Below are 23192 nucleotides of genomic sequence, written 5' to 3' on the forward strand. Positions count from 1 at the left end.
CTTAGTTATCGGTTTCCAACTCGGTTATCACAGTTTCCAACTTGGTTATCTGTGATCATCTACAAAAATTAATCTTCGTAGTTATCGATGCTTGGGCACGAGCAGATTAGGTTACGGTCGCCGTATACGTTATCTACGCGGTTTACTGTAGGCCAGTATTTCCAAGATTTGGTTGCTTTTGATGGGAAGCAGCCAAGTTCGCGTGAGTATGGGCGATCCCATTCTTCAGCAGAAAGGTCAACTTGCGTGTGTGGCGCATTAACTAGCGGGTTGTTCTCTAGTGGCCATTCACCGTTTTTCACTTTCGTCATTTCTTCACGAATAGAAATCATCGCATCACAGAAGCGGTTTAGCTCTGCTAGGTCTTCAGATTCCGTTGGTTCAACCATTAGCGTGCCAGCAACTGGGAACGACATGGTTGGCGCGTGGAAACCGTAGTCCATTAGACGCTTCGCGATATCTTCTTCGCTAATGCCTGTTTCTTCTTTCAGCGGACGGATGTCGATAATACATTCATGCGCTACGCGGCCATTTTTGCCACGGTAAAGAACAGGGTAGTGAGGGCGTAGACGCTCCATCACATAGTTAGCGTTTAGAATCGCGACCTTGGTTGCGTTGGATAAGCCTGCTTCACCCATCATTGCGATGTAAGCCCAAGAGATAGGTAGGATAGATGCGCTACCAAAATCTGCAGCTGATACTGCGAAGTCTTCGCCTTCTACACCGTTCTCGATGTGACCTGGTAGGAAAGGTGCTAGGTGGGATTTAACGCCGATAGGCCCCATACCTGGACCGCCGCCACCGTGAGGGATACAGAAGGTTTTGTGTAGGTTTAGGTGAGAAACGTCTGAACCGATAAAGCCAGGGGATGTTAGACCTACCTGTGCGTTCATGTTCGCGCCGTCTAGGTATACTTGACCGCCTGCGGCATGAACCATTTCACACACTTCTTTCACTTTCTCTTCGTAAACGCCGTGCGTAGAAGGGTAAGTGATCATGATGCTGGATAGGTTGTCTTTGTGCTTCTCGATTTTCGCTGCTAGATCGTCGATGTCGATGTTGCCTTCGTCATCACACTTAACAACCACAACTTTCATTGACACCATAGATGCGGTTGCAGGGTTAGTACCGTGCGCAGAGCTTGGGATCAAACATACGTTGCGGTGACCTTCGCCACGGCTTTCGTGGTAGCGTTGAATCGCGATAAGACCTGCATACTCACCCGATGCGCCGGAGTTTGGCTGTAGTGAGAATGCGTCGTAGCCTGTGATTTCACAAAGCTTCTCTTTTAGATCTTTCGCTAGCGCTGCATAGCCCGCCGCTTGTTCTGCTGGTGCAAATGGGTGGATAGAACCAAATTCAGGCCAAGTGATTGGGATCATTTCTGCTGCTGCGTTTAGCTTCATCGTACAGCTGCCTAGTGGGATCATGCCGTGCGTTAGCGAGAAGTCTTTGTTTTCAAGCTGTTTTAGGTAACGCATCATTTGTGTTTCACTGTGGTAAGTGTTGAACACTGGGTGCGTTAGGTATTCTGAAGTACGACGTAGCGCTTCTGGAATGGCGGCAAACTCGTTACCAGCGATTTCCGTAGATAGTGCGGTAACGTCTTCTTTTACGCCAAAGACAGCAAACAAAGCTTCGACATCTGCAACGGTTGTTGTTTCATCTAAGCTAATGCCTAGTTTGCCAGGTAGGACGCGTAGGTTGATGTCTGCTGCGAGTGCTTTTGTGTACAGATCTTGCGTTTTCTCACCAGTGTTGATGGTGATGGTATCGAAGAAGCTGTTATGAGCAAGTTCAAAGCCGCCTTTTGTTAGGCCAGCAGCAAGGATGGCAGTCATGTGGTGTGTGCGACGAGCAATGGTGCGTAGACCTTCTGCACCGTGGTAAACCGCGTAGAAAGATGCCATGTTTGCTAGTAACGCTTGAGCGGTACAGATGTTTGATGTCGCTTTTTCGCGGCGGATGTGCTGCTCGCGAGTCTGCATTGCCATACGAAGTGCTTGGTTGCCTTTCGCATCGATAGAAACACCGATAACACGGCCTGGCATTGTACGTTTGTGTTTGTCACGAGTTGCCATGAATGCCGCGTGTGGACCGCCGTAACCCATTGGTACGCCGAAACGCTGAGCTGAACCGATTGCGACGTCTGCGCCCATTTCTCCAGCAGGCTTCAATAGGGTAGAAGCAAGCAGGTCTGTCGCAACAGTAACAAGCGTTTTGTTTGCTTGTGCTTTCGCGATGATGTCCGTTAGATCACGAACTTCACCCGTTGTGCTTGGGTATTGAACCAGCGCGCCGAATACGTCTTGCTCTGGTAGAGATTCTAAAGAGCCAACTAGCACTTCAAAACCGATGAATTTAGCACGCGTTTTTACCACTTCGATGGTTTGTGGATGCACGTCGTCAGCCACAAAGAATACGTTGCTCTTACTCTTACCAGCGCGCTTACAAAGTGTCATCGCTTCTGCCGCTGCCGTTGCTTCATCAAGCAAAGACGCGTTTGCGATTTCCATACCGGTTAGGTCGATAACCATTTGTTGGAAGTTCAGTAGTGATTCCAAACGGCCTTGAGAAATTTCTGGTTGGTATGGTGTGTACGCGGTGTACCAGCCTGGGTTTTCTAGCACGTTACGCAGAATGACATTTGGCGTGAACGTGTTGTAGTAACCCTGACCGATGAATGTACGTTTGACTTGGTTTTGTTTTGCGAATTGTTTCATTGTAGCCAACATGTCCGCTTCGCTTTTCGCTTCTGCCAACGTCATTGGCTGCTCAAGGCGGATGTTTGCTGGTACGGTTTCGCTGATCAGTGCGTCTAGGCTAACTGCGTTGATCGCTTCCAACATTTTTTGTTGGTCAGAAAGTTTTGGTCCGTTGTGGCGTCCAACGAACTCGTTTTGTGTGCTGAGGCTTTGAAGTAATTCAGTCATTGTCCTTTACCTACTCCTTGGCTCGGGTATCGGAAATGGTCTTAATTGACTCATTTAATTATACGTCCGAACCTAGAAAAAAAGCTGCTCTCTAAACAGGCTAGGGAACAGCTTTCGTCACATCCTAATTACTCTTCTTCGATAGAGCTTAGGTATTCTTCCGCATCTTTTAAGTCATCCAACTCAGATGGGTCAGAAAGTTTCACTTTCACGATCCAGCCACCTTCGTATGGTTCTTCGTTGATTAGCTCTGGGCTGTCTTCTAGCTCTTCGTTGATTTCAACTACTTCACCGGTTACTGGTGAGTAGATGTCTGAAGCCGCTTTTACAGACTCAACCAAAGAGAAGCTTTCGCCAGCTTCTACTTCGTCTTCCACGTCTGGCAGGTCAACGAATACTACGTCACCCAACATTTCTTGCGCATGCTCAGAAATACCGATTGTCACTGTGCCGTCACCGTTGTCACGTACCCACTCGTGGCTATCTGTAAACTTCAGTGTTTTGTCCATTGCTTAATCTCCAAATAACTTGTCAGGAATTATTCTGATTTAAAAAGTCGTTTACTGGTAAAGAGGGAAGCGACTGCAAAGCTCTTTTACTTCTTTGCGAACGCGTTTCTCAACGATTGCGTCACCTTCTGGGTTGTTCACCAAACCGTCCAGTACGTCACCAATCCAATTACCGATGAGTTTGAATTCTTCAGCGCCAAAGCCGCGGCTTGTACCCGCAGGCGTTCCTAAACGGATGCCCGATGTAATCATAGGCTTCTCTGTATCGAATGGGATGCCATTTTTGTTACATGTGATCCCAGCACGCTCTAGAGCTTCTTCTGCTTTGTTGCCTTTCAAGCCTTTAGGACGAAGGTCAACAAGCATTAAGTGCGTGTCTGTACCACCGGTTACGATGTCGCAACCGCGAGTTTGCAATACTTCCGCTAGGACTTTTGCGTTATTGATCACCGAATCAATATAAGTTTTAAATTCAGGGCCAAGTGCTTCACCAAATGCGACCGCTTTAGCGGCGATAACGTGCATTAATGGACCGCCTTGTAGGCCTGGGAATACCGCCGAATTGATCTTCTTAATGATGTCTTCGTGGTTAGTCAGAATCATGCCCCCGCGTGGACCACGCAGTGTTTTGTGCGTTGTCGTGGTCACAACGTGTGCGTGTGGCAATGGGCTAGGGTGTGCGCCTGTTGCGATAAGGCCTGCGATGTGCGCCATATCGACCATTAGGATTGCGTTCACTTCGTCGGCGATTTCACGGAACTTTGCGAAATCGATAGTACGTGGAATCGCGCTACCGCCTGCGATGATCATCTTTGGTTTGTGTTCTAGCGCCAGAGCGCGCACATCATCGTAGTTGATTTCTAGTGTTTCACGATCAACGCCGTATTGAACTGCATTAAACCACTTGCCAGATAGAGCAGGGCGTGCACCGTGTGTTAGGTGGCCACCTGCGTCCAAAGACATGCCAAGAATGGTGTCGCCAGGTTGAAGTAGTGCCAGTTTCACTGCGCCGTTTGCTTGAGCGCCTGAGTGAGGTTGAACGTTTGCGTATTCGCAATTAAAAAGTTTTTTCGCACGTTCGATAGCAATGGCTTCCACTGTATCTACGTGCTCACAACCACCATAGTAACGGCGACCTGGATAACCTTCAGCGTATTTGTTTGTTAGGCATGTGCCTTGAGCTTGCATTACCGCTTTAGACACGATGTTCTCAGAAGCGATAAGTTCGATTTGTTCGTTTTGGCGAGTGAATTCCGCCTGAATTCCGGCAAAGACAGCGTCATCTGTCGCAGAGAGGTTGGTAGAGAAAAAGTTTTCCAAGCTGTGGTTAGGGTAACTCTTATTCATGGTAGTTGACCTTCCAAATCTGAAAATGAACCCGCAGAAGATTGATTGACTTGCGATGTGGTTCATTTGTCCTCAAAACAGCTGAACTGCGTAGCAGAACAGAGTGAACATCCAGCCCTAAAAAGTGGGCGAAAACTCCGTCGGATTGCGCTTTTTCTTCTTCAATCTCTTACGGAAATTTGCATCTCTACATCTAACAAGTTGGTAACATAGCGCTTGGGGCGGGAACAATCAACCAAAAATTTCCTATAAGAAACAAGATTTCTGGTTTTGTTAACAAGAGCACGCTTTAATTAACGTGGTGCACTTTTATCCACTATAGGGTTCATGCACAATGCTAGTAGGAGAGAAATAAGGATATTTATAGAGGGATTTATGGCAGAAAGTATTTACGATGAATACCCGTCGATGACGTTGGCGAAAGAACAAAATGATCAAAATATCGAGCCGTTAAAGCTTGGTCAGCGCATTAAGGATATCCGTTCTAAGTTGGGCATTACGTTAGAAGAGGCGAGTCAGCGTACTGGCCTTGCGCGTTCTACGCTAAGTAAGATTGAAAACGAACAGATTTCTCCCACATTCCAAGCCATGCAAAAATTGGCGCTTGGATTGCAGATTGATATGCCTCAACTATTTGAACCTCCAAGAAAAAAAGTGGCAACAGGGCGTAGAGATATCACTAAGAAAAGTGAAGGAAAACCACACCCAACTCAGACCTATGAGCATGAACTGCTTGCGACACAACTTTCCAATAAGAAAATGATGCCGTTTAAGAGCCAGATCCGTGCTCGTAGTTTCGACGAATACAAAGATTGGGTTCGTCATGATGGCGAGGAGTTTTTGCTCATCTTATCAGGGGAGGTTATGTTCTATTCTGAGTTTTACGAGCCGGTGGTTTTGAGCGAAGGTGACAGTGTCTATTACGACGCGAACATGGGACACATGTTGACCAGCGTAAGTGAGGAAGATGCTCAAATTTTGTGGGTTACCGCTAAGTAGTGATAAATAGTTGTAAATTTCCTATAGTGAAAGCAAACGATTGCTAACAAGTGTAAATACGTTATGATGGCGCTCTGTTGATGATATATCGGTCAATGAAGCGCCTTTTTTATACGTTTTGTTGTGATTAAAATGTTAAGAGTCACACTTTTGAAAGCCGATCGCTGTCTTGTTCGTGCAAAATAGAATGAGCCATGTTTATTATTGGAAACTCATCGAATGCCGATAGCATTCTCGGGTCTATCTAAATGGAGACGAAAATGACTCAAGAACTTCTGAAAACACCACTGCACGCACTTCATGTTGAAGTTGGCGCAAAAATGGTCCCGTTCGCGGGTTACGATATGCCGGTTCAATACCCTCTAGGCGTAAAGAAGGAACACTTACACACTCGTGATGCAGCAGGTTTGTTTGATGTATCTCATATGGGTCAGCTTCGCTTAATTGGTGAAGGCGCGGCAGCATTTCTAGAAACATTAGTTCCTGTTGATATTGTGGATCTTGAGTCTGGCAAACAGCGTTATGCGTTCTTCACTAATGAAGAAGGCGGCATTATGGATGACCTAATGGTTGCAAACTTGGGCGATCATCTTTTTGTGGTTGTGAACGCAGCTTGTAAAGAACAAGATATCGCGCACCTAAAAGCGCATCTGCCATCGGGTGTTGAACTAGAAGTCATTGAAGATCGCGCTCTTCTGGCGATTCAAGGCCCTCAAGCGGCGACAGTGTTAGCCCGTTTTGCTCCAGAAGTGGCAGACATGCTGTTCATGGATATTCGTAAAGTGGAAATTCTGGGCGCTGAGTGCATTGTTTCTCGCAGTGGCTACACTGGCGAAGATGGTTACGAAATCTCTGTTCCTGCTGACAAAGCAGAAGAGCTAGCACGCAAACTGACTGCGGAAGAAGAAGTGGAATGGATCGGTCTTGGTGCGCGTGATTCTCTTCGTCTAGAGTGTGGTTTGTGTCTATATGGACATGACCTAGACACGACTACAACACCAGTTGAAGCGAGCTTGCTTTGGGGTATCCAAAAAGTGCGTCGTGTTGGCGGTGAACGTGAAGGTGGTTTCCCTGGTGCTGATATCATTCTAAAGCAGATTGAAACCAAAGATGTTGCACGTAAGCGCGTTGGCCTTGTTGGCCAAACAAAAGCGCCAGTTCGTGAAGGTGTTGAGCTGTTTGATGCTGATGGTGCGAAAATTGGTATCGTCACCAGCGGTACAGCCGGTCCAAACGCAGGTAAGCCAGTATCAATGGGTTATGTGCGCGCCGACCTTGCTGCGATTGGTACAGAGCTGTTCGCAGAAGTGCGTGGCAAAATGTTACCAATGACGGTTGAAAAAATGCCGTTTGTACCGCAACGCTACTACCGCGGTTAAAACTGAATGAAACAAAAATGCCGAGCTGAATAGCTCGGCATTTTTTATGTCTTCTTTTCGCTTATTGGCTTTTTAGTTTACCGCTTCATCGATGGTACAACACATGTCGATAACGATGTCTTCAAGCTTGCTAGGGTGGATCATATCTTCTTTCGCGATTCTGAATTGCGTCGCCATGATCGTATTAAACAATTCCCAGTGTTTGATCAGCAGTTGTTCACGATTGTCTGCGATATCTGGCCATGTTTCTTGCATCATTGGAGCAAGGCTGACTGCGCCGTGTGCAAAGATCAACATCTGCCATTTTGATTCCCACTGATCGAATTGTGCTTCTGGGAATTCACTGTTGTACTGCGCGAAAATGCTCGTGAAAATCTCGGCAAACTCGTCTTTTGACTTTAAGAAGTAGTCAAACAGCGCGTTATCATCTTGTCTGATTGAGTCCGCAATCATTTGCACTGGATGAGGGTTCACGAGTGCAAACGCCAACATGCGAACCATAAACAGGTAAATCTTGCGATTTGATGGGGTGTTCTCAGGCATTTCGTTGATTAGGCCTGCCATATAATTTTGCAGGAACTCATCCATCGCGTCACTCACTGCTTGCCAGATTTTCTCTTTGCTGCCGAAGTGATGACGAATCAAACTATGTGATACACCCGCCTTTTCGCTGATGTTTCTTAGCGAGACTCGCTCGTAACCCAGCTCACAAAACATATCTGCAGCGACCTTAAGGATCAGACACTTAGTTTGTTCTGCGGCTTCAGCGCTACGTCGGCCTTGCTTTCTTACATTCATAGTTCGATTTTTCCCGAATATTAATCAACGTGCCTACTTTTACCAGAAACCGAACGCTTTGACTAATTAATTTGCTATCCATGTGGAAAATATGTTGATCAATATTCAATTCTGCCTATACTGCACGACTGTGTAGTAAATTTTAAGTCTATGGAGAAGCCAGTGCGAAAACAAACTATAAAGCACACTTTGATTGGCGCTGTGGTGACGTTAAGTCTCTCTACGTTGCTGACAGGGTGTAATAAAGCCATATCAGAACCGGCAGAGCCTTTAATCAAACCCGTTAAATTACTTGCTGTTAAAGATCTTACGGTTGACGACTCTGACGCTTTTCTTGCGCGTATTGATGCAACGTATCGAGCGCAGTTGTCTTTTCAAGTTGGTGGGGAAGTTGAAAAGCTACTGGTAAGAATGGGACAAGGGGTAGAAAAGGGTGAAGTGCTCGCCACACTAGACCCGAAAGATCTGCAATTGGCTTTAGACGCGGCGCAAGCCCAATATGCACTGGCGAAAACTCAGTGGGAACGAGCAAAAAGTCTGTACAGCAAAAAACTCATCAGCACCGATAGCTACGATCAAAAAGAAACGCAATACAAAGCAGCGTTGGCAAGTTTTGAACAAGCGAAAACCGATTTGAGCTACACCAAAATTCAAGCGCCATTTGACGGTGTGGTGTCGTACACCTACGTGAAGCCGTATCAAGTGGTAGGTGAAAAGCAAGAAATCCTCAATTTGATTGATAACACCACGCTGGATGTTTCTTTCACTTTGCCCGTTAGTTACGCGGAGTCTGTCTCTCTGTCTGCACTAAAAAACGCAGAGATGTGGGTAACGATGGACAGCGAACCAAGCAAACGTATTCCGGGTAAGTTCAAAGAAATCTCAACGCAGCCAAACATCGATACCAACAGCTATGAAGCGATTGTGACGATCACTCGGCCAACCGATCGCAACTTGCTCACTGGGATGACAGGACAAGTACACATTGCTAAGCAAAGCAAGTCTAACGCCATGACGTTGCCGACATCGGCTTGGGTAAACAAGCAAGAGAGCCAAGGTGAAGTTTGGGTGATGGATAGCTCAACGCAACAAGTGAATAAGGTGACATTGTCACTAAATGAAAGTGGCGCGATTGAGTCAGGTTTGGATAACAACGACTACGTGGTTATTGCTGGCGTAGAACGATTAGTCGAAGGGCAAGTGGTGAAAGCTTGGATTCGTGAGGAAGGCATTTAATGAAGCATTCTCTATTCGCAGTATCGGCTATCGCATTGGTCGTTCTTACTGGTTGTCAAAGTGATAGCCAAAACGTAGCCGAACAACCGTTGTATGTTTCGACTATTTCAGTTGACGCGCCAGTGAAAAGCCAATATCGCGCGTTTAAAGGGCTAGTCGTTCCTGCTGAACAAACACCAATGGCATTTCGTCGCGCCGGTGAAATTCAACACGTACTAGTGAAAGCTGGTGACGTAGTGAAAGAAGGACAAATGATCGCCAAGCAGGATGACAGCAAAGAAAAGCAAGCGGTAAATGATGCGGAAGCGCAATACACGCTTGCGATTCGCCAGCTTAAACGAGGTGAAGAACTGCACGGCCGCCAAATGATATCCAAAGCAGAACTGGATGAGCTGACCGCAAACAAGGAACTGGCAGAGGCAAACTTCTATAACGCCACCAACCAGTTGAACTATACGCGTTTATTTGCCCCGTTTGCAGGCAAAGTCTCTGACGTTTTCAAAGAGCGTTTTGAGCGCGTGGCGATTGGCGAACCTGTACTGAACTTGTATCAAAACGATGTGGTTTATGTGCGCATCGAACTGTCTGACAACGTGTTAGCGATGGTGAACCCAACCGCACAAAACATGAGTTATAAGCCGCGTGCGACGTTCTCTGGTATTCCAACAACGTATGCGCTGGACTATTTAGAGCACACTAGCGAGCCAAACTCAGAAACACAGACTTATGAGATGTACTTAACCATGCCTCAACCAGAGCAAGAGATTCTTCCGGGCACCAGTGTGAGCGTGATGGTCGACATGATCAAAGCCGGTATCACTTCTATCGATGGTTACAACATCCCAATGACGGCACTTCAAGCAGGCAACGATGACAATGAGTTCTTTGTTTGGAAAATGAGCGGTGACGCTGTCACAAAAGTGCCTGTGGCGATTTCACAAGTTAACGGTGAAGGGGCGATTGTCTCATCGGGAATCACTCAAGGTGATGTGTTGGTTAATTCAAACCTGCGTAAATTACGCGAAGGTAAGCATGTGGATGTTGTGGAGAAGGAACAATAATGAACATTGCTGAGTATTCCATTAAGAACAAAGTCATCAGTTGGTTGTTTATTGTTATTCTTGCTATCGGTGGGGTGACTTCATTCCTAGAGCTTGGTCGATTAGAAGACCCTGCGTTTACGATTAAGGACGCGATGATTGTCGCTACTTATCCTGGGGCAACCTCCAAAGAGGTGGAAGAAGAATTAACGTATCCTCTTGAGAAAGAGATTCGTAAACTGCCGTACATTGATCGAATCACGTCGACCTCTTCGAATGGTATGTCGCAGATCATGGTCAGTATGAAGATGGATTACGGCCCAGATGAACTGCCACAGATTTGGGACGAAATGCGCCGTAAAATCAACGATCTGCAACCAACTTTACCGCAAGGTGTTCAATCTCTGCAGATTATTGATGACTTCGGTGACGTGTACGGTGTCATGTTGATGCTGACGGGCGACGATTACGACTATGTCGAGCTTAAACGCTATGCCGACCACCTACGACGTGAAATCGAACTGGTTGATGGCGTGGGCAAAGTAGACATTGCAGGTGATCAGCAAGAGATGTTGTTCGTTGAAATCTCGCTTGACCGCCTTGCATCTCTGAATCTCGACATGAACGTTGTGTCTGGCTTGCTTAACCAACAAAACAACGTGGTTTCGGCTGGCGAAGTTATGGTGAATGGTGAAAGCCTCGTCATTCGTCCTAGCGGTACGCTGAATACCGTTCAAGCGTTAGAAAACCTGATCATTCACGGTCGTGATACGGGTAATTTGATTCGCTTAAAAGACGTTGCAACGATCACCCGAAGTATTCAAGAAAAGCCGGGCAACATGATTTTGTTTAACGGCAAGAAAGCAATCAACATTGGTATTTCGTTTGCGTCTGGCGTTAACGTAGTAGAAGTAGGTGAGCGCCTTAACGCTGAGCTAAGCAGTTTAGAGTCCATCAAACCTGCGGGTTTGGACATGAGCTATTTCTACAACCAAGCGCAAGAAGTCGATGATTCTGTAAAAGCGTTTGTGATCAGCTTAGCTGAGGCGGTAGCCATCGTAATTATTGTGCTGTTGTTCACTATGGGCTTACGTAGTGGCGTGATCATTGGTGTGGTACTTCTGTTGACGGTGTTTGGTACGTTCATATTGATGAATTACAACAACATAGAACTTCATCGGATTTCGCTCGGTGCGTTGATCATCGCATTGGGTATGTTGGTGGACAACGCGATTGTTGTGGTTGAAGGTATTCTGGTTGGCCTGAAGAAAGGGCGCACAAAGGTTCAAGCTGCCGTTGATATTGTGAAACAAACACAGTGGCCTTTGCTTGGCGCGACAGTAATCGCAATTACCGCGTTTGCACCAATCGGTTTATCTCAAGACGCAACTGGTGAATTCATGGGCTCACTCTTCTGGGTGTTGTGTTTTTCATTGTTCTTGAGCTGGGTTACGGCAATTACACTCACGCCTTTCTTAGCAGACCTGCTTCTAAAAGAAGAAGAGAAAGACACGAACGGTGAAGACGAAGACCCTTACAAAGGCTGGTTGTTCGTTGTATTTGGCGCGTTGCTTAAGTTCTCGTTACGTTTTCGTTGGATGACGGTCGCTGCGATGGTGGCGTTGTTAGTGGGTGCCGTTATTGCGTTTGGCAATGTGAAGCAGCAATTCTTCCCACCTTCGAATACGCCGATGTTCTACGTTGATATGTGGATGCCAGAAGGTACGGATATCCGTCAGACCATTAAGCAAGCGGAAAAAGTAGAAAGCTATATTCGTCAGCAAGATGACATCGATTTTGTCTCGGTTTCGATTGGCCAAGGTCTACAACGTTTTGCATTGACGTACCAACCGGAGAAAAGCTACGAGGCTTACGCTCAGTTTCAAGTGCGAGCAACTGACCGTGACAATATGTTCAAGCTGCTTCACAAGCTGGATGACAATTTAGCGAAGGCGTTCGATGCGCCTACATTCCAGTTCAAACTGATGGAATTTGGCCCGTCTCCAGCGTCTAAAATTGAAGCGCGTATTACTGGCCCAGATCCGAAAGTGTTGCGAGAACTAGCGGTTAAGGTGGAAGACATTCTTCACACGGATCCAGGTGCGAGAAACATTCGCCACGATTGGCGTGAAAGAACGAAAGAACTTGTGCCCGTCTTCAACGAATCTAAAGCGCGTCGCCTTGGTATTTCGAAAGAAGATCTATCAAGTACGCTGCAAATGGCGTTTGGCGGCAGCACATTTGGTGTTTTGCGTGACGGAACTCATACATTGCCTATTATGATGCGTCTTCCTGAAGCGGAGCGTGTGGACTTTGAATCGCTACAAAACGTGAAGATTTGGAGCCCGTCATTACAAACGTACATTCCTGTCGATCAAATCATTGATGGTGTCGAACTAGATTGGAGTGAGCCTCTGATCCAACGCCGAGACAGAAAACGTACCTTAACGGTGTTGGCCGACCACGATGTATTGAGTGATGATACGGCGGCAAGTTTGTTTGCTCGTGTACAACCAAAAGTGATGGCTTTACACATCCCTGAAGGGTACGAAATTACTTGGGGTGGGGAATACGAATCATCGAAAGATGCGCAAGAAGGGCTATTTGGTTCTCTGCCGATGGGCTACTTGCTGATGTTCATCATTACCATTTTACTGTTTAACTCAATCAAAAAACCGTTGGTGATTTGGTTTACGGTTCCGCTTTCCATTATTGGTGTGGCGTTCGGTCTACTAACAACTAACATGCCATTCAGCTTCACTGCATTCCTTGGATTGCTGAGCTTGAGCGGGATGATTTTGAAAAACGGCATTGTGTTACTTGATCAAATTAACTTGGAATTAGAGTCTGGCAAAGATCCGTATCTTGCGATTGTAGATAGCGCGATCAGCCGTGTGCGTCCAGTAAGCATGGCGGCGCTGACAACGATTCTAGGTATGATTCCACTCGTGTTTGACGCCTTCTTTGGCTCAATGGCGATTACGATTATGGCAGGTCTTGGTTTTGCAACGGTACTAACATTGATTGTTGTACCAGTAATGTTTGCGATTCTATTTAGGATTAAACCGACCACTGCATAAGGACTCCTGACTTATCTAAGTCAGCTTCCTGCCTAGCCCTGAGGGATTTCCTCAGGGCTTTTTTCGTTTTAGAACTTGTAAGAGACGCCAGCGTAAAGCGAGCCGAGCATGATGGTTAAGTCATCGTAAGTTTCGTCAATTACAAATGTGTCTACTTCATACGCGATGCGGAAATTCAGATTCTCGATCGCTTTAGGTGAGTATTCGCCACCAACACCGGCACGGAATGACGTTTCTGCTTTTGACGAAGAGCCAAAATCAAGTTCGGTACGACCAAGGCCAACCGTCGCAAACGGACGCCAGCCACTGTCAAAGGTGTAACCTAGGTTCGCCATTAGAGCGATGTTTTCAGGTTTTACCATTGTGCGTGGTGCATCTTCAAACTTGTCAAAAATATCACCGTAGCGTGTGTATTGCGCTTCGATTGCGACGATACGGTTGAACTGGTAACCGCCAAACAGTTTGTATGTGGAGTCGTTAGAATCCAGATTAACCGCATACGGCCAAACACTGTCGTCATAGACAGTTGTAACCCCGATACCACCACCAAGGTAAAAGCCTGATACGTCTTTTTTCTCGACATCAGTTTGATTTGCTTGCGCGAATGCTGAAACAGCAGCTAACAAAAGGACAGCTTTTTTCATGTGTAATTAACTTTATTATTTTGATTAAAACGAAGTGAAATATAAGAGGCTTTATCTGCTTTTGGGATTTTTCATCGGCTACTTGAAAAAACACAAGTCACCGAAGCGTTAGTTAAGCAAATAAGTCGCACCTCTCATGCGTGCAGCATAACGAGTCAAAAAATAAAGGTTAAGTATCGAAATGTATGGTTTTGTCAGAAGAGGGGGAAATAAAAAACACCTCCCTTAACCGGAATTTAAGGGAGGTGCTGAATGCCAAATCGAGGGTGGCATTGTTAATTGCTTAAGTGTTAATCGCTTAAGTTTTGCTTATGCAGCAACTTCTTGTTTTGCATCCGCTTTGTTTTTTAGGAATGCATAGGTAAAGCCTGTTACCGCCGTACCTGCAGCAATTGCTACCAAGTACATCAAGACTGGAGAAATTGCGTTAGGGATAAGCAGTACAAATAGACCGCCGTGAGGTGCCATCAGTTTCGCGCCGAATAGCATAGATAGAGCACCTGTTAGAGCGCCACCAGCCATACAAGATGGGATTACACGCATTGGGTCTTTCGCTGCGAATGGGATTGCACCTTCAGAGATAAAGCACAGACCTAGCACGAATGATGCTTTGCCCGCTTCACGCTCGTTTGGTTCAAACTTGTTCTTCGCTAGGAAAGTGGCCAGACCCATACCTAGCGCCGGCACCATACCTGCCGCCATGATTGCAGCCATTGGTGCGTAAGTTTGAGAAGCCAATAGACCTACACCGAATGCGTAAGCCGCTTTGTTTACCGGGCCACCCAAGTCGAAGCACATCATTGCGCCAAGGATAATACCAAGTAGAACGGCTCTGTCTGAACCCATGTTGTTTAGGAAGTCAGTCAGACCATTCATGATGCCAGACACCGGACCACCAACGATGTAGATCATCACAAGGCCCGTAAATAGCGTCGCAACAAACGGGATGATCAGAATCGGTTTCAATGCTTCCATTGATTGCGGAAGTTTTACTTTATCTGCTAAGAGCTTCGCTGCGTAACCTGCGATGAAACCAGCCGCGATACCACCAAGGAAACCTGCGCCAGTAGAGCTTGCCAACATACCACCAACAAGACCCGGAGCCAGACCCGGACGGTCAGCAACTGAGAAGGCAATGTAACCAGCAAGCACAGGGATCATCAGTGCAAACGCAGAGCCGCCGCCGATGGTCATTAGTGCTGCGGCTAATGTACCTTCTTCTTTAAATGCTTCAATACCGAATACGAACGATAGGGCGATGATCAAACCACCTGCAACGACGACAGGAAGCATGTGCGAAACACCCGTCATTAAGTGTTTGTATGCGCCTTTCTTCTCGTCTGTTGCCGAAGCAGAACTTGCAGTGCCTGAATGTTGGTAAATCGTGGCTTGTTCGAACGCTTTGTCTATCTCTTCAGCGGTTTTCTTCAGAGCTGGGCCAGTCTTTGTACGGTACATTTTTTTGCCGTTGAAGCGATCAAGTGGCACTTCGATGTCCGCCGCAATGATAACCAAGTCCGCATCTGCGATTTCTTGGTCAGTTAGTTGGTTCTTCGCGCCAACAGAGCCACGAGTTTCCACCTTAATTTGGTGACCACGGCGTTTGCCTTCTTCTTCTAACGCTTCTGCTGCCATGAAGGTATGCGCAACGCCAGTAGGGCACGCCGTAATAGCGACGATTTTCTTGGTTGCAGAAGCACTTTCGACAGGCGCTTCAACTGTGGTTGCTTGTTCAAGTGTTGCTGCACTTTCGACTGCGGTCGTCAAGAATGCGGTAGCGTCTTTTGCCACCGAGCTGATTTCTGCTTGGTAGACTTTTTTACCTACGAAACGAGAAGTATCAACGGTGGTGTTCGCCGCGATTACGATCGCGTCAGCTTGCTCAATGTCAGCGTCTGTCAGCGGCGTTGGAGCAATAACACTGGATTGGCATTCAATCTTGGCGTTCCAACCTAGTTTAGCGGCCGCTTGTTCTAATAGACCCGCCGCAAGGATGCTATTAGCAACACCACTAGGGCAGGCAGTAATAATGGCAATATTCATACTGATAACCTTCTGTTCCTTAGTTTTTGTCTAAGTTCGTATTAGGGTAAAGCTCGCTGACTTGTGTTTGCAGCTTAATGTTTTCCAGTTCTTCTTGACTGGTTAGCCCCACGCCAACTTGGCTAACTGCTAAAGCAGAAAGCGCTGTCGCGAAGCGCAATAAATCGTGTTTCGGCATCACTTGCATGTGGCCCCAGCATAAGCCTGCCACCAGTGTGTCGCCCGCACCTACGGTGCTCACCACATTCATGCGTGGCGGTTGTGCGCGTAGCCACTCGCTTTGGTTTAGCCACATCACACCGTCAGCACCCATCGACACAACAATGTTCTCGATGCCTTTGTTGCTGAGGGTTTGTGCTGCCACTTGGCACTGTTCTGGCGTTTCTAGGTGCTCACCGACAAAGTCACTCAGCTCTTCATCATTTGGTTTAATAAGCCACGGATGAGCATCAATACCTGCACGTAGAGCGGCTTTGCTGCTGTCGAACAATACTTTTTTGCCTTGTTGATGCAGTTTTTCAATCCACGCTGCGCATTGCTCAGCGGTTACACCGCCCGGTAGGCTGCCAGCTAGAACGAAGTAGTCGTGAGTGTCTGAAAGGCGGAACAGTGTCTCTTCAAAACGAGCAATTTCTTCTGCCGTTACTTGAACGCCAGGAAAGTTGATGTCACTCACTTGGCCGTCGGCTTCAACCAGTTTTACGTTGATGCGTGTTGCGCCTTGAACTTCAACAAACTCGTTTTTTACGCCAATTTCGGTGAAAAGTTGATGGAACAGTTCTGGGTTGTCTTTACCCAAAAAGCCGGTCACCGTAACGTCGGCGCCAAGGTCGCTCAGCACTTTTGCAACGTTAACGCCTTTGCCTGCCGCGTGAAGGCTACTTTGTGCAACAAGGCTGACTGAACCTACCTTTAGCGCGTCGAGCGAGCCTGTTAGATCAAGCGCAGGGTTTAGCGTGATGGTCACAACTTTGTTTGTTTTTAATGTTGTCATTTGCGTGCCCCTTAACCTTCACCTAGGCCAGAAGCAATCGCGTTGCCGATAGACTCCAGCGCTTGAGCCGCGTCTGGGCCTTCAGCAGAGAACTGCAATTGGTGACCGTGTTTCACACCAAGGGCAATCACTTTCATCAGGCTTTTCGCATTTACTGCTTTACCATCACCATCTAGGTTTGCCACGCGAATGTTTGATTCGAATTTCTTCGCTTCTGCAACCAGCATCGCACTCGGGCGAGCGTGAAGGCCATGTGCGTTTTTGATCTTAAAGACTGCTACGTTGCCATCTTCGGCTGGCGCAGCCACTTCTTCGCCTTTGAATAGCGCGAGAATCTGTTCTGCAGAGGCATCTAACAGCTTATTGTGTTCGTTGTTGAAAACGATTTTAGACAAGTTGTTCAGAATTGATTGGTGAGCGTTGTTACAAGCAGCAAACGCAACCAAAGCACGCACTTTTTGGCCTTCGTATTCGCAATCGTTGGCCGTCGAGACAAAAGACACACCGGTGCGAGAAACGTGCTTATCGCTACCAACTAGCCATAAACCGTTGCCAAGATGAGTCGGTGCTTTTGTCACGAGATCAGCAACAAATTCAGCGCCAGCACAGCCAGTGTTTTTCAAGAGGCCACCAGCCACAGCGCTCATCTGTACCATATCGCTTGCAGGGAAAAGCAGTTGGATAAGAGACGCATCGAAGTCCGCTTCAAGTTGAACATCACCATGAAGTAGGGCAATGATGTCTTCTTCGCTTTTTGCATCGCGAAGACGCTCTTCCACGCCATCAGCACCTAGCACTTTGGTCAGTTGCTTCAGAATGCCTAAGTGCTCGTCTGATTTTGCCGCGATACCAATCGCAACGAAGACTTTGTTTCCGTCACCCCAATCCACACCTTTAGGAAAGTGGTGAACAGCGACGCCAGTGGTTTTTACCATTGAGCGAGTGTCGGTTGTGCCGTGAGGGATCGCGATGCCGTTACCTAAAAACGTTGAGTTTTGGTTTTCACGATTTAGCATGCCTTCCACATAACCTTGTTCAACAAGGCCTTTGTCTGTCAGGCTTTGCGCAATATTCTTGATTGCTGCAAACTTATCTGTCGCTGATTGCGAGAGGGTAATGTCGTTCTTGTTTAGCTTAAGCATGGTGCTTCTCCAGCCTTAAGGTATTCGTACCAATCAAATTAAAAATGTATTCAGTCTTGCTCTAGTTTTGTTGTGTCTTAGCTAAACCTTCTTTCGGTGCTGAATCGATTCAGCTAAGTGGCAAATTTTTTAAAAGACTTAACAAAATGTTTTAAAAATCTGACGCTAAACACCCCCTTGAGCTGTATTGCTTAAAGCCTAGACGAAGACTTACTGCATTGCCGGATTTTGGTGATTTTCGTCAATTTTTAGATTTTGCTGAATCCTTTAAGCTTTTATACTGAATCGGTTCAGCTTATAATTCAACTTATCGTAAGATCGTTGATGTATTAATATGATCGCGCGCACAGAATAGGGTTGAGAATATGACACTGGATGAAATAGCCAAATTGGCAGGGGTTTCAAAGACAACTGCAAGCTATGTAATTAACGGAAAAGCGCAGAAATACCGCATCAGCGAAAAGACGCAAAAGAAAGTGATGGCGGTTGTCGACGAGTACAATTATAAGCCGGATCATGCCGCTTCTTCGTTGCGTGCCGGTAACTCGCGTTCGTTTGGACTTATCATCCCAGACTTGGAGAACACCAGTTACGCACGCCTTGCAAAACTGATTGAACAAAACTCGCGTAAGGCTGGTTATCAAATTCTAATTGGCTGCTCAGATGATGATCCGGAAACGGAGAAAAAGGTTGCTGAAGCGCTAATCAGCCGCCGAATTGACGCGCTATTTGTCGCAAGTGGTATGCCATCGGCTAATGAGTATTATCTCAAGTTACAAAACTCGGGCACTCCGGTTATAGCACTTGACCGTCCAATGGATGATGAGCATTTTTGTTGCGTTATCAGTGAAGATTTTGATGCTGCTTTTGAGCTTACAGAATCGGTACTGTCACCAGAGATCAAAACCATTGGTTTGATTGGTGCGTTGCAAGATCTGCAAGTGTCGAAAGAACGCGAACTGGGTTTTCGGTCTGCCTGCCAAAAAGACGATACGGCAATGACCGTCGGTTATGGTTTGCACTTCTCTCGTGAGGAGGGAAAAAAGGTACTGGATAAATGGGTTCAAGCAGACAGTTTGCCTGATGCGATCGTGACGACTTCCTACACGTTGCTTGAAGGCGTCCTAGACGTGATGCTCGAAAAGCCGGAACTCATGAGTCAAGTTCGTCTGGCGACATTTGGTGATAATCGACTGCTGGACTTCTTACCAGTGAAAATCAACTCTCTGCCTCAGCAATTTGAGTTGATTGCTGATAGTGCGATGGAGTTGGCACTGAATGCCTCGGCCAAACGCTACAAGCCAGGTGTGGAGCTTATTCCTCGCAAAATTGTCAAACGACAATAGTCTCGGCACTTACAGTTTCACCTCGACCGTCAGCGACACAAACGCGTGATCGCTGGCGTTTTTATCTTTCTCATAGGATGGGTTAATCAGGTGTTGTTCTAACACTTGATAATCAATCACTTCCGCTACCGATACATCCGAATGTGTATCAAACTCTTGAGAAAGCAGAATGTAATCCAGCACGTTCCCCGTAGAAAAGTGGTAGTGAGTCGCTGGGCGTACCTCAAGAGACGAGCCCGTTTGCAGATTCCAACCATCCTTTAGTTGTAATTCGGTGACGCTGTCACTAAAGGTTTCGGTAAGCACGTTATTAACGCTTTCTTTTGAGATGGGCTGGTTCATATCACCCATTAACACGGTCGGTATCGGATGTGCTCGATATTGTGCCTGCATCGCGTCTCGCAACATGGCCGCTTCCCAACCGCGTTGCTGTGTAGACAACCAACGAGCCATTACGCGACTTGATGGTTCTGGCGTTTCGGTATCCGCAGGGCGTTGAGATTTGAGGTGAGTGACATATATGGCAATGTGACCAAGGACTGGGTGAACGACTTGCGCATAAATCGGCTTGCGACTGAAATCGGGTGCTTCATTTACCCCAAATGGCGTGAGTGAGTTTGAATCGAACTCTACGGGTTTTACATCCTCAATAGGAAAGCGAGACGCAATCGCGACGACGGGGCGAGAGTAAATATACTCGTCTTCTATTTTTGGGGTATCGACCGTTGCGAAATACGGAAAGCCAAGTGACAAAAAGTACGCTCGGGTTTCTTCGATACTGAACACCTCTTGCAGACCGATAATGTCCGGTTCGAGCTTTTCTAATTGGTTTTGCGTCCAAGCAAGTTTGTCTCGCCACTGCTCTTGGGAATAAATATTCTCGAAGTCGTAGTAGGCGTTCGGCGGTGCGACAAAATTAAACAAGTTAGCCGTAACAAAGGTAATTCTGCTTGGTTGAGACAAAGTATTCGCTCTTTCAACAATAACCTGGAGAGTATATACCTTCGGATTATGGAATTGCAGCCTCGTTTGAAGTTAGCATTGACGTAACAGCTTGCGAATGGTCAGTCAAATAGGTCAAGACGTGCTCAAAAGCCACAAAGAACCTGCGATAGAGCATTGGCTGAGGTTTCTATTTTGGGGCATTGCGTTTAAACTTCAGAGCATCAAATATGAAGAGTAAATAACATGACCCAAGATTACGACCACGAAGAGTATTTAGAAGGCGACGAGATTGAAATCGAAGCGATCGGCATTGATGTTGATGCGCATCCTATCGAACTGTATAAGCTTTTTAAAATCGCAAACTTGGTCAGTGGTGGTGGCGAAGCAAAACATATCATCGAAGAAGGTTATGTTGCGGTGAATGGCGAGCTAGAAACACGTAAACGACGCAAAATGTACGATGGTGACTTTTTTGAGTTTAACCAAGAATACTATGTGGTGGTTTGTGACGCGCCAGTTACAGAACCAGAAACGGCAGAACAAAAAGCGGAAAAGAAAGCGAAGAAAGAAACGCAATCTACTCGTAAAGAGAAGTCTCGCCAAAGCAAGCCGCCTAAAGCGAAAGGCACAGGACCTAAATCAACGGGTCGTAAAGCGGCACATAAAGAGCGCAAAGCACAAAAAGAAGCGCTGTCTCAATCTGCTAAGAAAGGCAAGAAAGAAGACAAACCACAAGCAACGCGTGACCCGAAGAGTGGACGTAACTCTATCGACTTCTTCTAAGCGATAGAATCATATAAGCGATTGAATCTTAGCGTTCAAACCCATACATACCAAAAGCGCCGACATGTGTTCGGCGCTTTTTTGTTGGGATAGTTTGTGTGGCTTATGCGGCATGACGAGATAAGCTTAATGCACCGTGCATTGGCAGGTTGCGTATTCTGTCCAGTGATGAATTGCACTTGGTTTACCGAGATAAAACCCTTGATAATAATCGAGTTCCAGTTGACGCATAGCCTGCAGCTGGTTGTTCTCTTCAACCCCTTCGATAATCACTTTGGCCCCCATGTTTGCCGCTAGATCTACCGCACTTCGAATGGAAAAGGTATCACCAGCGCAATAATCGAGTAGATAAGAGCGATCAATTTTAATTATGTCAGGACAAAGCTGCTGAACTCGGGCAATGTCGGAATGTTGCGCGCCAAAATCATCGATGGCAAAGATAAAGCCATTCGCTCTCATTAACTGTACGGCTTTGATCAGTAAATCAGTATCGCCACAGGATTCTTCTACAACCTCAAACACCACATCAGACGGGGTCATACCCAAATCGGCAAGACGTTTGTAAAGCAAGCCGTTGTCTTTAAAGCCCATGTCTTTGGTGAGCGTGAGTAGAGTTTGAGGCATAACATTGAGAAAGAGCTTAATCGGCGTTCCGGCAAAGTGACGAGCGAAGTTTCTGATGTGCATGGCTCGGGATAAAAATTCAACACATAAGCGAAAGTAAGGGTCGATACTTGCGTTGGAGAGAAAAATATCTGGGCGAATTTGAACGCCGTCTGCGCCATGAATACGAAGGAGGGCTTCCATTCCAATAACGCGTTGGTGCTTATCAAAAATCGGCTGATAAACACTGTGAAAAGTGAATTGGTTGATGACTACGTAATATTCCCCAAGACCGTCCTGTCTTATGTACTGTTCGTAGTCAGACTGTTTCTTTAACTCCATGAAAAACGCCGAGAATTTAGCATTGAGTCAATGTAACAGGATGCAGTTCCAATTTGAAGAATCAAATGTGTCTAATTGCATGTGCTATTGAGTTAATTTGAAATAGATTCCGATTTTTTCTCAATATATCGAAAAATGAGTGACAGACCGAAACAAATCAAGAAGTAAGAAAAGCCAACAATCAGCCAAATTTCAAAGATATATCCTGATGAGTTTGCCATCTCTGTCCCAACGAAAGTCATTTCTTGTATAGAAATTAGCGAAACGATGGAGGTGTCTTTCACCAAAGAGATGGTTTGACCGGCAAGTGCAGGTGTTATTGCTTTAAGTACCTGTGGTGCGATAACGAATCGGTACTTCACCCATCGAGACAAGCCCAATGAATCCGCCGCTTCCCACTGACCTTGGTCGATGCTTTGTAAACCTGCGCGCACAACTTCTGCTATGTAGGCAGAAGAAAGTAAGCCGACGCATAACACACCAGAGGCAAGATTTTCCCAAAGGTTAGAAGGTCCAAAAAGAAAGCTTTGTAGCGCATTTGGTTCACCATTGTAGTTTCGTAGAAGATCTTCCAAACCGAGTAACGGGATCAATTGGTTAGAAATGAAAAAGTAGAAAATAAAAACAAAAACCAACGGTGGGATGTTTCTTACCAACTGAATAAACGCGTTGGCAGGTGTGCGCAACCAGACGGAGCGAGAGAAACGCGCTAAGCCCAACAAAGTGCCAAGCACTAATGCGAAGCTGATGCCCCAAATACTGAGCCTTAACGTCGAAATCAAACCTTGGAAGAAGTAGGGCAAACCACCGTCGGATCTTGGTGTGAAAAGTAGTTCAAACGCCTCTTTCCACTGCCACAAATAATGCACACCAACGTTGGAACGATGGTACAGCCAAACACCACCAATACCACAGATAATAAGCAGTACCCAATCGAGCGTGTTTAACCGAACTAGAAAGGAACCTGTGTTGGCCTTTGTGGGTGCTGTGCGAGTGGTGGTTTGTTCGCCCAAAAATTTAACTCCGATA

At 46.4% G+C, this 23192-nt stretch carries 18 protein-coding genes; 7 read left to right on the forward strand and 11 right to left on the reverse strand.

From position 1 onward, the window contains the following. Positions 1–68: 68 nt before the first annotated feature. The 3 genes from gcvP to ACF8CV_RS03415 all read right to left on the reverse strand — a co-directional run bounded on the left by gcvP (position 69) and on the right by ACF8CV_RS03415 (position 4789). Entirely contained in the window at positions 69–2933 is a 2865-nt protein-coding gene (gcvP, locus tag ACF8CV_RS03405; protein WP_017447602.1) for an aminomethyl-transferring glycine dehydrogenase, read from the reverse strand. A 128-nt stretch (positions 2934–3061) separates the two neighbouring features. After that, positions 3062–3442 carry a glycine cleavage system protein GcvH gene (gene gcvH / locus ACF8CV_RS03410; protein WP_005454126.1) on the reverse strand — a complete coding sequence of 127 codons (381 nt, stop codon included), beginning with the start codon at positions 3440–3442 and terminating at the stop codon, positions 3062–3064. Positions 3443–3493: 51 nt separating this feature from the next. Beyond that, a complete protein-coding gene (locus tag ACF8CV_RS03415) occupies positions 3494–4789 on the reverse strand; it encodes a serine hydroxymethyltransferase (protein WP_005478453.1) in 1296 nt (431 codons plus the stop codon). A 375-nt stretch (positions 4790–5164) separates the two neighbouring features. On the opposite strand from ACF8CV_RS03415, the gene ACF8CV_RS03420 reads away from it, so the two are divergent. Continuing rightward, positions 5165–5788 (forward strand): helix-turn-helix domain-containing protein, encoded by a 624-nt coding sequence (locus ACF8CV_RS03420; protein WP_005454180.1) that lies wholly within the window; start codon positions 5165–5167, stop codon positions 5786–5788. 260 nt (positions 5789–6048) lie between these two features. Next, the gene (gene gcvT, locus ACF8CV_RS03425; RefSeq protein ID WP_005478448.1) at positions 6049–7167 is read left to right on the forward strand and encodes a glycine cleavage system aminomethyltransferase GcvT; all 1119 of its coding nucleotides are present in this window, start codon (positions 6049–6051) and stop codon (positions 7165–7167) included. A 72-nt stretch (positions 7168–7239) separates the two neighbouring features. On the opposite strand, the gene vdeR is transcribed toward gcvT, so the two are convergent. Beyond that, entirely contained in the window at positions 7240–7965 is a 726-nt protein-coding gene (vdeR, locus tag ACF8CV_RS03430) for an efflux transporter transcriptional repressor VdeR (protein WP_005478460.1), read from the reverse strand. 150 nt (positions 7966–8115) lie between these two features. Between vdeR and vmeT the strand changes: the two genes are divergently transcribed. Genes vmeT through vmeV form a run of 3 tightly spaced genes read left to right on the forward strand, consistent with a single transcriptional unit; the run spans position 8116 to position 13321 of the window. Continuing rightward, positions 8116–9201 (forward strand): multidrug efflux RND transporter periplasmic adaptor subunit VmeT, encoded by a 1086-nt coding sequence (gene vmeT, locus ACF8CV_RS03435; RefSeq protein ID WP_005454112.1) that lies wholly within the window; start codon positions 8116–8118, stop codon positions 9199–9201. Next, complete coding sequence (gene vmeU / locus ACF8CV_RS03440; protein WP_208871042.1) at positions 9201–10262, forward strand: multidrug efflux RND transporter periplasmic adaptor subunit VmeU; 1062 nt, start codon at positions 9201–9203, stop codon at positions 10260–10262. The genes vmeT and vmeU overlap by 1 nt, the downstream gene beginning before the upstream one ends. After that, a complete protein-coding gene (gene vmeV / locus ACF8CV_RS03445; RefSeq protein WP_138937047.1) occupies positions 10262–13321 on the forward strand; it encodes a multidrug efflux RND transporter permease subunit VmeV in 3060 nt (1019 codons plus the stop codon). Before vmeU ends, vmeV begins: the two co-directional genes overlap by 1 nt. A 68-nt stretch (positions 13322–13389) precedes the next feature. Here the strand turns inward: vmeV and ACF8CV_RS03450 are convergent, their stop codons facing one another. The 4 genes from ACF8CV_RS03450 to fruB form a co-directional block, all read right to left on the reverse strand. Next, complete coding sequence (locus tag ACF8CV_RS03450; protein WP_005454197.1) at positions 13390–13965, reverse strand: porin family protein; 576 nt, start codon at positions 13963–13965, stop codon at positions 13390–13392. Between the two features lie 309 nt (positions 13966–14274). Further along, complete coding sequence (gene fruA, locus ACF8CV_RS03455) at positions 14275–16008, reverse strand: PTS fructose transporter subunit IIBC (protein ID WP_208871041.1); 1734 nt, start codon at positions 16006–16008, stop codon at positions 14275–14277. 19 nt (positions 16009–16027) lie between these two features. Beyond that, positions 16028–17002 carry a 1-phosphofructokinase gene (pfkB, locus tag ACF8CV_RS03460; protein ID WP_138937045.1) on the reverse strand — a complete coding sequence of 325 codons (975 nt, stop codon included), beginning with the start codon at positions 17000–17002 and terminating at the stop codon, positions 16028–16030. An 11-nt stretch (positions 17003–17013) separates the two neighbouring features. Continuing rightward, positions 17014–18144 (reverse strand): fused PTS fructose transporter subunit IIA/HPr protein, encoded by a 1131-nt coding sequence (fruB, locus tag ACF8CV_RS03465; protein ID WP_138937044.1) that lies wholly within the window; start codon positions 18142–18144, stop codon positions 17014–17016. Between the two features lie 365 nt (positions 18145–18509). On the opposite strand from fruB, the gene cra reads away from it, so the two are divergent. After that, on the forward strand, positions 18510–19490 hold the full coding sequence (gene cra / locus ACF8CV_RS03470) for a catabolite repressor/activator (RefSeq protein WP_005454171.1): 981 nt from the start codon (positions 18510–18512) through the stop codon (positions 19488–19490). A gap of 9 nt (positions 19491–19499) precedes the next feature. On the opposite strand, the gene ACF8CV_RS03475 is transcribed toward cra, so the two are convergent. Further along, complete coding sequence (locus tag ACF8CV_RS03475) at positions 19500–20453, reverse strand: endonuclease/exonuclease/phosphatase family protein (protein ID WP_171055827.1); 954 nt, start codon at positions 20451–20453, stop codon at positions 19500–19502. A 225-nt stretch (positions 20454–20678) separates the two neighbouring features. On the opposite strand from ACF8CV_RS03475, the gene ACF8CV_RS03480 reads away from it, so the two are divergent. Then, a complete protein-coding gene (locus ACF8CV_RS03480; protein ID WP_025613590.1) occupies positions 20679–21218 on the forward strand; it encodes an RNA-binding S4 domain-containing protein in 540 nt (179 codons plus the stop codon). Positions 21219–21344: 126 nt separating this feature from the next. On the opposite strand, the gene ACF8CV_RS03485 is transcribed toward ACF8CV_RS03480, so the two are convergent. Both ACF8CV_RS03485 and ACF8CV_RS03490 read right to left on the reverse strand, forming a co-directional pair. Beyond that, positions 21345–22163 (reverse strand): EAL domain-containing protein, encoded by an 819-nt coding sequence (locus ACF8CV_RS03485; RefSeq protein WP_005454118.1) that lies wholly within the window; start codon positions 22161–22163, stop codon positions 21345–21347. Between the two features lie 92 nt (positions 22164–22255). After that, the gene (locus tag ACF8CV_RS03490; RefSeq protein ID WP_021483974.1) at positions 22256–23176 is read right to left on the reverse strand and encodes an amino acid ABC transporter permease; all 921 of its coding nucleotides are present in this window, start codon (positions 23174–23176) and stop codon (positions 22256–22258) included. Positions 23177–23192: the final 16 nt, after the last annotated feature.

Origin of the sequence: Vibrio sp. zbq_1, assembly GCF_043102935.1 — a bacterium.
In the GTDB taxonomy this organism is placed as follows: Bacteria; Pseudomonadota; Gammaproteobacteria; order Enterobacterales; family Vibrionaceae; genus Vibrio; species Vibrio parahaemolyticus.

Bases quoted from the DNA above. Each gene is read 5' to 3' on its own strand.
- gcvP (WP_017447602.1), bottom strand. From the start codon at position 2,933: ATGACTGAATTACTTCAAAGCCTCAGCACACAAAACGAGTTCGTTGGA.
- gcvH (WP_005454126.1), bottom strand. From the start codon at position 3,442: ATGGACAAAACACTGAAGTTTACAGATAGCCACGAGTGGGTACGTGAC.
- ACF8CV_RS03415 (WP_005478453.1), bottom strand. From the start codon at position 4,789: ATGAATAAGAGTTACCCTAACCACAGCTTGGAAAACTTTTTCTCTACC.
- ACF8CV_RS03420 (WP_005454180.1), top strand. From the start codon at position 5,165: ATGGCAGAAAGTATTTACGATGAATACCCGTCGATGACGTTGGCGAAA.
- gcvT (WP_005478448.1), top strand. From the start codon at position 6,049: ATGACTCAAGAACTTCTGAAAACACCACTGCACGCACTTCATGTTGAA.
- vdeR (WP_005478460.1), bottom strand. From the start codon at position 7,965: ATGAATGTAAGAAAGCAAGGCCGACGTAGCGCTGAAGCCGCAGAACAA.
- vmeT (WP_005454112.1), top strand. From the start codon at position 8,116: ATGGAGAAGCCAGTGCGAAAACAAACTATAAAGCACACTTTGATTGGC.
- vmeU (WP_208871042.1), top strand. From the start codon at position 9,201: ATGAAGCATTCTCTATTCGCAGTATCGGCTATCGCATTGGTCGTTCTT.
- vmeV (WP_138937047.1), top strand. From the start codon at position 10,262: ATGAACATTGCTGAGTATTCCATTAAGAACAAAGTCATCAGTTGGTTG.
- ACF8CV_RS03450 (WP_005454197.1), bottom strand. From the start codon at position 13,965: ATGAAAAAAGCTGTCCTTTTGTTAGCTGCTGTTTCAGCATTCGCGCAA.
- fruA (WP_208871041.1), bottom strand. From the start codon at position 16,008: ATGAATATTGCCATTATTACTGCCTGCCCTAGTGGTGTTGCTAATAGC.
- pfkB (WP_138937045.1), bottom strand. From the start codon at position 17,002: ATGACAACATTAAAAACAAACAAAGTTGTGACCATCACGCTAAACCCT.
- fruB (WP_138937044.1), bottom strand. From the start codon at position 18,144: ATGCTTAAGCTAAACAAGAACGACATTACCCTCTCGCAATCAGCGACA.
- cra (WP_005454171.1), top strand. From the start codon at position 18,510: ATGACACTGGATGAAATAGCCAAATTGGCAGGGGTTTCAAAGACAACT.
- ACF8CV_RS03480 (WP_025613590.1), top strand. From the start codon at position 20,679: ATGACCCAAGATTACGACCACGAAGAGTATTTAGAAGGCGACGAGATT.
- ACF8CV_RS03485 (WP_005454118.1), bottom strand. From the start codon at position 22,163: ATGGAGTTAAAGAAACAGTCTGACTACGAACAGTACATAAGACAGGAC.